General features: G+C 67.7%; 9 protein-coding genes. 2 read left to right on the top strand and 7 right to left on the bottom strand.

What is annotated here, in order from left to right; all coding sequences use genetic code 11:
• From ACLD0W_RS06760 to yrfG, 7 genes are all read right to left on the bottom strand, one after another.
• Nucleotides 1–921 (bottom strand): YihY/virulence factor BrkB family protein, encoded by a 921-nt coding sequence (locus ACLD0W_RS06760; protein WP_410306712.1) that lies wholly within the window; start codon nt 919–921, stop codon nt 1–3.
• A gap of 79 nt (nt 922–1,000) precedes the next feature.
• Nucleotides 1,001–3,388, bottom strand: a complete 2,388-nt coding sequence (locus ACLD0W_RS06765) for a membrane-bound PQQ-dependent dehydrogenase, glucose/quinate/shikimate family (RefSeq protein ID WP_410306713.1) — start codon at nt 3,386–3,388, stop codon at nt 1,001–1,003.
• A 40-nt stretch (nt 3,389–3,428) separates the two neighbouring features.
• On the bottom strand, nt 3,429–4,721 hold the full coding sequence (locus ACLD0W_RS06770) for an NAD(P)/FAD-dependent oxidoreductase (RefSeq protein WP_410306714.1): 1,293 nt from the start codon (nt 4,719–4,721) through the stop codon (nt 3,429–3,431).
• A gap of 159 nt (nt 4,722–4,880) precedes the next feature.
• A complete protein-coding gene (locus tag ACLD0W_RS06775) occupies nt 4,881–6,425 on the bottom strand; it encodes a phosphoenolpyruvate carboxykinase (protein ID WP_410306715.1) in 1,545 nt (514 codons plus the stop codon).
• Between the two features lie 117 nt (nt 6,426–6,542).
• A complete protein-coding gene (gene hslO / locus ACLD0W_RS06780) occupies nt 6,543–7,415 on the bottom strand; it encodes an Hsp33 family molecular chaperone HslO (protein ID WP_410306716.1) in 873 nt (290 codons plus the stop codon).
• Nucleotides 7,412–7,807, bottom strand: coding sequence for an RNA-binding S4 domain-containing protein (locus tag ACLD0W_RS06785; protein ID WP_410306717.1), 396 nt, complete (start codon nt 7,805–7,807; stop codon nt 7,412–7,414). Before ACLD0W_RS06785 ends, hslO begins: the two co-directional genes overlap by 4 nt.
• Nucleotides 7,804–8,457, bottom strand: a complete 654-nt coding sequence (gene yrfG, locus ACLD0W_RS06790) for a GMP/IMP nucleotidase (protein ID WP_410306718.1) — start codon at nt 8,455–8,457, stop codon at nt 7,804–7,806. The genes ACLD0W_RS06785 and yrfG overlap by 4 nt, the downstream gene beginning before the upstream one ends.
• Nucleotides 8,458–8,625: 168 nt before the next feature.
• Between yrfG and ACLD0W_RS06795 the strand changes: the two genes are divergently transcribed.
• Together ACLD0W_RS06795 and ACLD0W_RS06800 are read left to right on the top strand one after the other, a co-directional pair.
• On the top strand, nt 8,626–10,074 hold the full coding sequence (locus ACLD0W_RS06795; protein WP_410306719.1) for a PLP-dependent aminotransferase family protein: 1,449 nt from the start codon (nt 8,626–8,628) through the stop codon (nt 10,072–10,074).
• A gap of 149 nt (nt 10,075–10,223) precedes the next feature.
• The gene (locus ACLD0W_RS06800) at nt 10,224–12,557 is read left to right on the top strand and encodes a DUF6351 family protein (protein ID WP_410306720.1); all 2,334 of its coding nucleotides are present in this window, start codon (nt 10,224–10,226) and stop codon (nt 12,555–12,557) included.
• Nucleotides 12,558–12,574 lie beyond the last annotated feature (17 nt).

Genomic DNA, 12,574 nt, shown 5'->3' on the forward strand with positions numbered 1-12,574 from the left:
TCAGAATTGTTCGCCGTGTTTGTCTTCCAGCACCCGCCGCTGCACGCGCACGGCCACCGAGCTGGGCCGGATATGAACGCCGTTGGCCTCGGTCCAGGCGCGGGTGAGGGCGGCGCCGAACAACAGAATCAGGGACGAGTAGTACACCCACAGCAGCAGCAGCACCAGCGAGCCGGCGGCCCCATAGGTGGAGGCGGTGGCGGTGTGGGACAGATAGAAGGCGATCAGGAAACGCCCGAAGATAAACAGCAGGGCGGTAATCAGCGCGCCCAGGCGCACGTCCCGCCAGCGCAGCACCGCGTCCGGCAGTACCTTGAAGATGGTGGCGAACAGGGCGGTGACCACCGCCACCGAGACCAGGGTTTCCAGGGCCACCACCAGGCCGCCGGGAATCGGCAGCCAGTCGCGGGCGAACACCATCAGGGTCTGCACCATCACGCTCAGGAACAGGGACACCAGCAGCACGAAGCCGATGGACAGCACCACGGTGAGCGACAACAGCCGGCTTTTCAGCAGCGCCAGGAAAGTATTGCGGGAAGGCTTGGGAGCGATGTCCCAGATATTGTTCAGCGAGCGCTGCATCTGACCGAACACGGTGGTGGCGCCCAGCAGCATGGCGCCGATGCCGATCAGGGTGGGCAGGATGCCGCTGTCGTCCAGGCGGCTGCGTTCCACCGCCTCGCGCACCGTCTGCGCCGCTTCCGGGCCCACGGTGTCGTGCAATTGCGCCATGATCTGCGCCATGGCCGCGTCGGTGCTCATCACCAGACCGATCACCTGCACCGCCAGGATCACCACCGGGGCGATGGAGAACAGGGTGAAAAACGCCAGCGCCCCGGCGTAGCTGATGGCGTTGGCGTCGAGCCAGTAGCGCACCGCGTCCCTGAGCAGGTGGTAGGCGCGCAGCAGAATGTGCTTCATAGCCAGCGTCCGTCTCGAATGAGCAACGAGTGTAGCGGGCGCCGGGGCCCACTGTCTCCGGCCTGGACGCCCGCGCCCGCTATTCGGGCAGCCCGTAGACGATGATGGCGTCCCCGGCCCGGGTGCCCAGGGAGCCGTGACCGCCGGCCACCACCAGCAGCCGCTGGCGGCCCTGGGAGTCGCTGTAGGTCATGGGCGTGGCCTGGCCGCCGGCGGGCAGGCGGGCCTGCCAGAGCGTTTCGCCATTGGTCAGGTCGTAGGCGCGCACATAGTTGTCCATGCTGCCGTTCATAAAGGCCACGCCGCCGGCGGTGAGGATCGGGCCGCCCAGATCCGGCACGCCCATTTTGAACGGCAGGGGCACCGGCGCCAGGTCGCGCACCGTGCCGTTGCGGTGCTTCCAGACCACCTCGCCGCTGACCAGATCCAGGCCGGCCACATAGCCCCAGGGCGGCTGCTGGCAGGGCAGCCCGAGGGGCGACAGGAACGGCTTGAGGGTCACCGCGTAGGGGGCGCCGTAGTTTTCGCCGAGCCCGGGCTTGCCGTCGGACACATAGTCGGTGGTGGCGTCGTCCCGGGGCACCAGTGTGGACACGAACGCCAGATAGGACGGCGTGGCGAAGGCCACCTGGCGGCGCGGGTTCACCGCCAGGCCGCCCCAGTTGAAGACGCCAAAGTTACCCGGATAGACCAGGCTGCCGCGCTCCGAGGGCGGGGTGTAGCGGCCCTGGTATTCGAGACGGTGAAACTGGATGCGGCAGATCAGCTGATCGAACAGGGTGGCGCCCCACATGTCGCGCCCGCGCAGCGGCGGCGGGTTGAGGCTCAGCGTCGAGGCGGGCTGGCTGTCCGCCACCGGCTGGTAGCCCAGGCTGGCGGGGGCCGGCAGTTCCTCCACCGGCAGCACCGGTTCGCCGGTGCGCCGGTCCAGCACATAGACATCGCCCTGCTTGGTGGGTGCCACCAGGGCCGGCACGGTGCCGGCGTCGGTGTTCAGGTCGATGAGGGAGGGCTGGGCCGGCACGTCCATGTCCCAGAGGTCGTTGTGCACGGTCTGGAACACCCAGCGTACCTGGCCGGTGGCCAGCTCCAGGGCGACGATGGAGGACGAAAAGCGGGCACTTCGCGGGTCACGGTGCTCGCCCCACTGGTCCGGCACCTGATTGCCCATGGGCACGTACATCAGCCCCAGGTCCTCGTCCACGCTGGACACCGACCAGCTGTTCGGGGTGCTGGCGCTGTAGGTCTCGCCCTCGGCGATGGGCGCGGTATGGTCCGGATCGCCCGGGTCCCAGTTCCACAGCAGCTCGCCGCTGTCCACGTCGTAGGCGCGGATCACGCCGGAAGGCTCGGTGGTGGAGACGTTGTCGTTCACCGCGCCGCCGACGATCACCCGGTCCTCGGTGACCACCGGCGGCGAGGTGGAATAATAAAAGCCGTCCTTCCGGTGCGGCATGTTGGCCCACAGGTCCACCGCGCCGTTGTCGCCGAAGTCCCGGCAGACCCGGCCGTCGTCCGGATCCAGGGCGATCAACCGGGCGTCGGCGGTGGGCAGGAACAGGCGCCGTCGGCAGTGACGGTCTTCCGCCGTGTCCGGGCGTTCCTCCAGGCCGGCGCCGGACGCGGCCAGGGCCTGGTCGCCGCCGCTTTCCAGACCGTCGTCGGCGCGGTGGCCGGGAAAGTAGGACAGGCCACGGCAGGTCTGGTGCTGGCGGCTGATGTCCCGGTCGATCTCCGGGTCGTACTTCCAGCGCTCCTCGCCGGTGTCCGCGTCCAGGGCGATGACCCAATGGTGGGGCGTGCACAGATAGAGGGTGTCATCGACCTTCAGGGGCGTCACTTCATAGGTGGTCTCGGTGGGGTCGCCCTCGCCGCGCACGTCGCCGGTGTGGTAGGTCCACAGCTTTTTCAGCCCGCCCACGTTATCCGGGGTGATGCGGTCCAGGGGCGAGTAGCGCTGGCCCAGGCCGGTGCGGCCGTAGGCGTGCCAGTCGCCGTCCTCGATGTCGCCGGGCGGCGCCGGTGCACGGGCGTCGGGCAGGGCGCCGGCCAGGTCATGGGGATCACGCTGCCAGGACAGCGCCGCCAGGGCGGCGGCCAGCGCCACCGTCACCGCCAGCGGGCCGGCGGTGAGCGTCCACGGCTGGCCGCCGGTGCCGCTCAGGGCCCGGTTGATAAAGGGCAGCAGCAGCCACAGGCCCAGGGCCACGAGCACCGCGCCCCGGGGCACCAGGGCCCAGAAGTCCAGGCCCACTTCCCACACCGACCAGACGCCGGTGCCGAGGATCAGCAGGGCGTAGATCCACAGTGCCCCCGGGCGGCGGGCCACCATCAGGGCACCGGTCAGCAGCAAACCCAGCGCCGCGATCAGGTAGTAGGCGCTGCCGCCCAGCCACAGCAGCCAGGCGCCACCGGCGCCCAGCGCCAGCCCGATCAGAATCAACAGTCCGCCGGTGAAAACGGCCATGGGGTCCCTCCCATTACTTCGTGAAAGCGTCAGGTGATGTTCAGTGCAGTTTCAGTCTCGGGCGCACCAGTTTACTGAACCGGCCCACGGCCAGCAGGATCAGCGTGCGCGGCCAGCCGTACAGGGCGGCCTGGTGCATGCGGTAGAGGCCCACGTACATGATGCGCGCCAGCCAGCCTTCGACGAAAAAGTTGCCGCCCTTCAGGTTGCCCATCAGCATGCCCACGGAGCTGTAGTTGGACAGCGACACCAGCGAGCCGTGGTCGCGGTACTCGAACGGTTTCGGGTCCCGGTTCATCAGCAGGCGCTGCAGATTCTTGGCGGTGTGGTGCGCCATTTGCTGGGCGGACTGGGCGCGGGGCGGGATCGGTTTGTCGGCGCCTTCCGGTTTGAAGAAAGCGCAGTCGCCGATTACGAACACCCGGTCGTTGCCCTTGGCCAGCAGGGTGGGCTCCACTTCGATCTGATTGATCTTGTTGAGCTGGAAGCCTTCCAGCTTGCCGAGAATTTCCGGCGCCTTGACGCCGGCGGCCCACACCATCAGGTCCGCGTCGATGGTGTCGCCGTCCTTGGTGAGCAGGGCGTGCTCCTTGGCCTCGGCCACCATCACACCGGTGCGCACGCTGACGCCGAGCGCTTCCAGGCGCTCCTGGGCGGCGGCGGAGACCCGCTCGGAAAGCGCCGGCAGGATGCGCGGCAGCGCTTCCACCACGGTCACCTTGAGCTGCTTGCGGTCCAGATGCTCGTGGCCGTACAGCTTGAGCATGGCCACCGCGTGGTGAATTTCCGCCGCCAGCTCCACGCCGGTGGCGCCGCCGCCGACGATCGCCACGGACACCGGATCGTTGCGGTAATTGGCCTGCAGGCAGGTGTTCATGAAGCGCTCGCGGAAGCGCTCCGCCTGGGCGCGGGTGTCCATGAACAGGCAATGCTCGCGCACCCCCGGGGTGCCGAAGTCGTTGCTCTGGGAGCCCACCGCGATCACCAGGTAATCGTAGGCCAGGTCGCGCTCCGGCAGCACCGGCTCGCCGTCCTGGTCGGTGATCGCCGCCAGGGTGATGGTGCGCGCATTCTTGTCCACGCGGATCATGCTGCCCGGTTCGAACCGGTAATGGTTGAGGCGCGCGTGGGCGCGGTAATCCACCGCGTCCAGGTCGGCGTCGATGGCGCCGGTGGCCACCTCGTGGAAGCGCGGCTTCCAGACGTGCACGCTGCTGGTGTCCACCAGGGTGATGTCGGCATTGCCGTACTTGCCAAGCTTGCGGCCCAGCTGGGTGACCAGCGGCAGACCGCCGGCGCCACCGCCGACCACGACTATCTTGGGTTTGCTCATCAACGGACTCCTTGCGTCACGGCGGCCAGTCTAACGCCGTGGGGGGGAAGCATGAAATCGCGGCCCGGCCGGTTTTGCGTGATTTGACCGACCGGTCCGCGGCGCACCACGAAAAAGCCCGCCGGAGTGGCGGGCTTTTTCGTGGTCGCGGGCCGGGGCTCAGGCCTGCGGGCCGGCGGCGCGGATGTCGTCGGACACGTCCGAGTACTTCTCGGCGAAGTTGTTCTGGAACTGCTTGGCCAGATCGCGGGCGCCCTGCTCGTAGTTCTCCGGGCTGGCCCAGGTGTTCTTCGGCATCAGCAGTTTGCTGTCCACGCCCGGCACCTGCTTGGGCACGTCCAGGTTGATGATGTCGAGGTGCTCGGTCTCGGCCTCGTCCAACTCACCGCTGAGGATGGCGTCGATCACCGAACGGGTGGTGGGGATGCTGAAGCGCTCGCCCTCACCGTAGGGGCCGCCGGTCCAGCCGGTGTTCACCAGGTACACCTTGGAGCCGAATTCCTTGACCCGCTTGATCAGCAGCTCGGCGTACTCGCCGGCACGGCGCGGGAAGAACGGTGCGCCGAAGCAGGTGGAGAAGGTGCTCTTGATGCCCTTGCCGGCGCCCACTTCGGTGGAGCCCACCAGGGCGGTGTAGCCGCTCAGGAAGTGGTAGGCGGCGCCTTCGTGAGTGAGCCGCGACACCGGCGGCAGCACGCCGGTCAGGTCGCAGGTCAGGAAGATCACGTGCTTGGGCTCGCCGGCACGGTTCTCGATCACGCGCTTTTCCACGTTTTCCAGCGGGTAGGCGGCGCGGGTGTTCTCGGTCAGGGATACGTCGGTGTAGTCCGGAACCCGGGTTTCCTCATTGAGGATCACGTTTTCCAGCACCGCGCCGAAGCGGATCGCGTCCCAGATGATCGGCTCGTTCTTCTGGCTCAGGTCGATGCACTTGGCGTAGCAGCCGCCTTCGATGTTGAACACCACGTCCTTGCCCCAGCCGTGCTCGTCGTCACCGATCAGGTAACGCTCCGGGTCGGCGGACAGGGTGGTCTTGCCGGTGCCGGACAGGCCGAAGAACAGGGCCACGTCGCCGTTTTCGCCCACGTTGGAGGAGCAGTGCATGGGCAGCACGTCCTTCTCCGGCAGCAGGAAGTTCTGCGCCGCGAACATGGCTTTCTTCATTTCACCGGCGTAACGCATGCCGGCGATCAGAATCTTGCGCTGGGCGAAGTTGAAAATCACGGTGCCGTCGGAATTGGTGCCGTCGCGCTCCGGATCGCACTGGAAGTTCACCGCGTGCAGGATCTGCCACTCTTCCTTGCCGCGCGGGTTGTACTTCTCCGGGCGGATGAACAGGACGTTGGCGAACAGATTGTGCCAAGCGGTCTGCGCGGTGACTTTCACCGCCAGGTAATGATCGGTATCGGCGCCCACGTGCAGATGGGAGACGAAGGTGTCGTCCTCGGTCACGAAGGCGGCCACGCGATCCCAGAGCGCGTCGAATTTGTCCGCCGGGAAGGGGCGGTTCACGGGGCCCCAGTGGATGTGCTCACTGGTGCTGGGCTCATCGACGATAAAGCGGTCCATGGGGGAGCGGCCGGTGCGGTGGCCGGTTTCCACCACCAGGGCGCCGGTATCGGACAACTGGCCTTCGTTGCGCTGAACGGCCAGTTCGACGAGCTGGGCCGGGCTGAGATCGTTATAGGTCATAGGATCGGTCATGATTATTCCTGGGGCTTGGCACCTTGATGGAGCACTTGCTGGCTACGCTGACAGGCGCGCGATTATGACAGAAAAGCGGCGCCCTGGCGACGGCGCCGCCACGGCGGCCCGAACGCCTCAGCCGGTCTCGGCCTCGCGGACCAGTTCGGCCAGATCCACGGCGTCGAAATGCTGGCGGGACAGGCAGAAATCGCAGGTCAGAGTGGCTTCGCCGTCCTCGTCGAGCAGCTGGCGGATTTCGGCGGCGCCCAGCGACAGCAGGGCATTGCGGGTGCGCTCCCGGGAGCAGGTGCAGCCGAAGCGCATGGCCTGGGGCTCCGGCAGCCGCGGCGGGGTTTCGTGGAACAGCCGGCGCAGCACGGTTTCCGTGTCCAGATCCAGCAGCTCTTCCATGCGCAGGGTGTCCGCCAGGGTTTCCAGGTGCTGCCAGCGCTCGGCGTTGTGTTCGGCGTCGGCGGCCCGGTCCGGCAGCCTTTGCAGCAGCATGCCGGCGGCGCGGCCATTGCCGGCGGCCAGCCACAGGCGCGTGGGCAACTGCTCGGACTGGCGGAAATAGGCTTCCAGACAGCGGGCCAGGGTGTCGCCTTCCAGGGGCACGATGCCCTGGTACTGACGTCCGCCTTCCGGGCTGATGGTGATCACCATGGTGCCATCGCCGAGCAGATCGCCCATGGCGACCCGCTCACCGGCCCGCTCATCGTAGCGGGCCAGGGCGCGCAGCTGCCCGTCGTGGGTGCACTCGGCCAGCAGCAGCGACACCGGGCCGTGGCCCTGGGCCTGCAGGCTCAGCCGGCCACGGAACTTGAGGGTGCCGGCGAGCAGCGCCACGGCGGCCACCGCCTCGCCCACCAGGCCCTGCACCGACATGGGGTAGTCGTGGGCGCCGAGAATCGCCGTCAGGCTGCGGTCCAGGCGCACCAGTTCGCCGCGCACATCGGTGTCGGGGAACAGGAAACGTTGCTTTTGGTCGGCCGAGTGTGTGTCGGTCACAGATCACCTTCGTGGTCACGTCGAAAGCGCGCCAGGTCGCGGCGCTCCTTCTTGTTGGGTTTGTGGTCGGGCACCGGGGCGGCGACGCGTGCCAGCCGGCGCTGCTCGGCGCCCTGCTGGCGTGCCGCGATGCTTTCCTCGGTTTCCCGGTAGAGCTGCTCGGCGGCGCGGGCCGGGCCGCGCTTGTTGCCGAGCCCCTCCACCACCACCGTCCAGCGCTGCTCGCCCTTGCGGATGTCGAGCACGGTGCCCGGCTGCACGGTTCTGCTGGGCTTGGCCTTGGCGCCGTCCACCTGCACCTTGCCGCCCTCAATGGCCTGCTTGGCGAGACTGCGGGTCTTGAAGAACCGTGCCGCCCACAGCCAGGAATCGATGCGGGTGCCCTCGCTCACGGCAGCACCCGCAGAAAATCGTCGATGGCCGGGAACGGGTCGGTGTGGTCCCGGGCCGGCAGGCTGGAGTCCGGCTGCAGAATGCTGGCCAGGTGGCCGAGGCCGTAGAGACGGCCGGAATGCAGCACCGGCAGCGAATCATCCACCAGCAAGGCCCGGGCCGGGTCGAACGGATGCCGCTCGCGCAGCCGCTGCCAGAAGTCCTGGGCTTCCTTGGGGTGGCCGTAGTCGTGGCTGGACACCAGGGCATCGAAGTAGCGGTCGATGCCGGTGCGCTCCAGCTTCAGATCCAGGGCCTCCCGGTGCGCGTTGGTCACCATGATCACCTGACGGGGCCCATCGCGCAGCGCGCCCAGAAAGGCCTCGGCCCCGGGCCGCACCGCGATGCGGTCCGCCGCCGCCCGTTTCAGGGCGGCGATGTTCAGGTTCAGCTCCCGGGTCCAGAAATCCAGACAATACCAGTTGAGGGTGCCCAGATGGCTGGCGATCCAGTCCTGCAGCACCCGTTCCGCCTCGGCGTATTCCAGCCCCCGGCTGAGGGCGTACTGCTCGGGCACGTGGCGCTGCCAGAACCAGTTGTCGAACGCCAGATCCAGCAGGGTGCCGTCCATGTCCAGCAGCACGGTGTCGATGTCTTTCCAGTCGATCATTGCCTCGCCGTCGTTGCCGCGCCGGTGCGCCGGGAATCGGGCGCACAGTATGCAATATCGGGGCGGCCGCCGGAAATACAAAGGCGCCCCGGGCGGCGCGGTTACAAACCCCGGCGCCTGAGGCAGAATGGGGCGGCCCCATTCCTATAACAACGAAAGGTGACGCCGGTGATTGACGACCGGTTTCTCTATGAACGCATCAGCCGGCGGCTGCTCGAGCAGATCGGCGCCGGCACCTTCGCCGTGGGCCAGAAGCTGCCCTCGGTGCGGCGCATGAGCGCGCTGTTCAAGGTCAGCGTGAACACGGTGATGCAGAGCTACCGCCAGCTGGAGGCGGAAGGCTACCTGGACATCCGTCCTCAGTCCGGCGTCTACGTGCGCAGCTCCGACGTGCACGATATCCCCGAGCCGGACGGTTCCCGTTACCCGCTGTTGCCGGTGGAAGTGTCGCTCAGCGAACAGGTGCTGCAGTACATGGAATTGCACGCCGACCCGGCCATGGTGCGCCTGGGTATCGCCCTGCCCGGGCCGGAAGTGCTGCCGGTGGACCGGATCATGGCCACCCTTCGCGACGTGACCCGCCACCATGCCCTGGAAGCCTGGGATTACATGCACCCCAACGGCTGCCCGCTGTTCACCCACCATCTGGCCCGGCGCAGCCTGTCCTACCCGGTGCCGGTCACCGCCGAGGACATCATCGTCACCAGCGGCGCCATGGAGGCGCTGTCCCTGGCCCTGCGCAGTGTCAGCCGCCCCGGCGACACGGTGGCGGTGGAGTCGCCCACCTACTATGGTGCCCTGCTGTTGCTGGAAACCCACCAGCGCAAGGTGGTGGAGGTGCCCACCCACGCCCGCCACGGCATCAGCCTGAGCGCCCTGGAGCAGGTGTTTCGGCGCGGCGGCGTGGCCGCCTGCCTGGTGTCGCCCAATGCCCAGAACCCGCTGGGGTTCACCATGAGCGCGGAGCGCAAGGCGGCGCTGGTGGCCCTGTCGGAGCGCTACCAGGTGCCGCTGATCGAGAACGACGTCTGGGGCGACACCGTCTACGGCGAGGAAGCGGCGCCGCCGGCCAAGGCCTTCGACCGGGCCGGGCTGGTGCTCTATTGCAGCTCGTTCTCGAAAAGTCTGATGCCGGGCCTGCGTATCGGCTGGGCGGCGGCGGGCCGTTTCCAGAAGCGCTTCCGTGAGCTCAAGCAACTGAGCACCATCACCTCCACCTCGATTTCGCAGATCGCCATGGGCCGGCTGCTGGAAAGCGGCTTCTACGCCCAGCACCTGCGCGAACTGCGCGGGCGGCTGCACCAGCAGGTGGACGCCATGGCCCGGGAAGTGCGCCGCTGCTTCCCGCCCGGCACCCGCCTGACCCGGCCCACCGGCGGCTGCGTGCTGTGGGTGCGCCTGCCCGGCGGGGTCGATACCCTGGCGCTGTTCCAGCGCGCCGCCGCCCGCGGCATCCATGTGTTCCCCGGTGGCGTGTTTTCCCTGGACGGCAAGCACGCCGATTACCTTCGCCTGAACGCCGGCAGCCCGTTGACTCCGCCGGTACGCCGGGCGCTGCGCTGGCTCGGCGAAACCGCCGCCGAGCTGGCGGCCGGCGGACCCGGGCAGGGTGGTTAGACGCCTGTTTGTCCCGCACCTTAAGACAGCCCCGCCACTGTTCCAGCCACTTCCCCAAAACTGTATCTGTTTTGCCGTCGCCGTCGCTTCTACCTTGAATGGGCGACCGGGCCACGCCCGGCGATAACAACAATATCGAGGAGAGCATCATGTCAGTACGCGTAACGGGCAGCGCGCTCGCGTTGGCGGCCGCCTGTCTGGTCACCGCCTGCGGTGGCGATTCCGATTCCTCCGACCCGGCCCCGTCCGTGGGGCTGCGGGTGGTGTCCAGCGAACCCCAGTGGGTCAGTGGCGGCGATGCCCGGGTGGCGGTGCGCGGCGATGCCGACGTGCTGGCACGGGCGCGCCTGCGTCTTAACGGCGAGGACCTGGACACCTCCACCTTCCAGGCCGGCGACCAGGGCGTGGAAGGGATGATCCATGGTCTTCAGGAGGGCGAGAACACGCTCACCGTCTGGCACCCGGACCACGGCACCCTGCAGCGGCTGACGCTGACCAACTACCCGGTGGAGGGCCCCATGTTTTCCGGCCCGCACCAGTATCCGTTCGTCTGCACCACGGTCTCCGAACTGGGCAAGCAGCCGCTGGTGGACACCGACGGCGACGAGGGTTTCCCGGTTTATGACGACAACCATCAGCAGATCGGCCTGAGCCGCGACTGCGGCCTCGAGCCCTACACCGAATACTGGTACCGCACCACCGGCGGCGAATATCAGCCGTTGCCGGAGGGCGGGTCCCGCCCGGCGGACATGGCCACCACCACCCTGTCGGACGGCCGCGTGGTGGATTTCGTGGTGCGCTGGGAGCGCGGCACCATCAACCGCTTTATCTATTCCATCGCCATGCTCGCCGAGGCCGGCGAGGAAGCTGGTTCCCTGGACACCGGCCTGTGGAACGGCCGCCTGATGTACCGCTTCCAGGGCGGGGTGGGCATCGGCCATACCCAGGGCAGCATGGACTACAAACGCCGCGCCCTGCAGCCGGACGTGCTCGGCCAGGGCTATGCCATCATCTATTCCACCGGCACCCGCATGAGCGAGCACTACAACATGCAGGTGGGCGGCGAGACCGCGCTGATGGTCAAGGAGCGCTTTGTCGAAGAATACGGCGAGCCGCTCTACACCGTGGGCCTGGGCGCCTCCGGCGGCGCCATCCAGCAGTACGTGTACGCCCAGAACCACCCCGGCCTGATCGACGCGGGGATTCCGGTGCAGAGCTACCCGGACATGGTCACCCAGACCATCCATATCGGCGACTGCGAGCTGCTCGAGTACTACATGGACGCCACCGACCGGGACAACCCCAAGTGGGCGACCACCAAGAACCGCACCTGGCTGGTGGGCCTCAACGCCGAGGACGATGTGGCGGACCCGCTCTACGCCGCCAAGCAGCAGCTCGGCTACGGCGGCGCGCCGGGCTCCACCGAATGCGTGGAATCCTGGCGCGGCCTCACGCCCCTGACCATGAACCCCTACTACGGGCAGGCGGACAACCAGTCGCAGATGCAGCCGCCGGGTCTGATGGCCACGGTGAACTGGAGCCACTACGACGACCTGCGCAACATCTACGGTGTGGACGGCGACGGTTACCCGAACACCCTGTTCGACAACGTGGGCGTGCAATACGGCCTGCGGGCGCTGCTCGACGGCCATATCACCGCCGAGGAATTCCTCTCGCTCAACGAGCAGGCGGGCGGCTGGAAGGATCAGAAGGACATGGTGCAGGAAGGTTTCCCGTTCCTCGGCACCCAGCAGGACGTAATGAACGACCCGTCCCTGTTTGATCCCTGGAGCAGCCGCAATATGACCCTCAGCCCGGACGGCACCCAGCCGGCACCGCGTACCGAGGGCGACCTGGAGGCGATGAACGGCGCCTATGAATCCGGCATGGTGTTCCGTGGCAAGGCGGACATTCCGATCATCGACTACCGGCCCTACCTGGAACACGAACTGGACATGCACAATGTGCACCAGTCCTTCGTGGTGCGCCAGCGCATGGAGGAATTCGCCGGCAACGCCGACAACCAGGTGATCTGGTTCGCCGACGCCCGCCCGGAGGAAGACTACAGCGCCGTGCCCCTGGCCCTGGAGGTGATCGATGACTGGATGGCCAACCTGCGCGCCAACCCGTCCGCCGGCGTGGCCGCCAACAAGCCGGCGCTGGCGGTGGACACCTGCTTCGAAACCGACGGCACGGTGATCGCCAGCGGCGACGACGTTTGGAACGGCGCCCTGAGCGACGACGAGGACGGCGCCTGCACCGCCCACTTCCCGATCTATTCCACCTCACGGATCGTGGCCGGCGCGCCCACCCACGGCGACGTCTTCAAGTGTGGCCTGAAGCCGGTGTCGGTGGCCCTGGAAGACGGCACCTACGGCAACTGGACGCCCACCTCGGACCAGGTGAACCGGCTCAACGCCGTGTTCCCCGACGGCGTGTGCGACTACACCCTGCCCGACCAGGGGCGCCCGGCGGGACTCTGACACGGTTTATCGGGAGA

This window comes from Alloalcanivorax sp. C16-1 (assembly GCF_046507805.1).
Lineage (GTDB): Bacteria > Pseudomonadota > Gammaproteobacteria > Pseudomonadales > Alcanivoracaceae > Alloalcanivorax.

Coding starts and splice junctions, on each gene's coding strand:
- ACLD0W_RS06760 (WP_410306712.1), bottom strand. CDS start 921: ATGAAGCACATTCTGCTGCGCGCCTACCACCTGCTCAGGGACGCGGTG.
- ACLD0W_RS06765 (WP_410306713.1), bottom strand. CDS start 3,388: ATGGCCGTTTTCACCGGCGGACTGTTGATTCTGATCGGGCTGGCGCTG.
- ACLD0W_RS06770 (WP_410306714.1), bottom strand. CDS start 4,721: ATGAGCAAACCCAAGATAGTCGTGGTCGGCGGTGGCGCCGGCGGTCTG.
- ACLD0W_RS06775 (WP_410306715.1), bottom strand. CDS start 6,425: ATGACCGATCCTATGACCTATAACGATCTCAGCCCGGCCCAGCTCGTC.
- yrfG (WP_410306718.1), bottom strand. CDS start 8,457: ATGATCGACTGGAAAGACATCGACACCGTGCTGCTGGACATGGACGGC.
- ACLD0W_RS06800 (WP_410306720.1), top strand. CDS start 10,224: ATGTCAGTACGCGTAACGGGCAGCGCGCTCGCGTTGGCGGCCGCCTGT.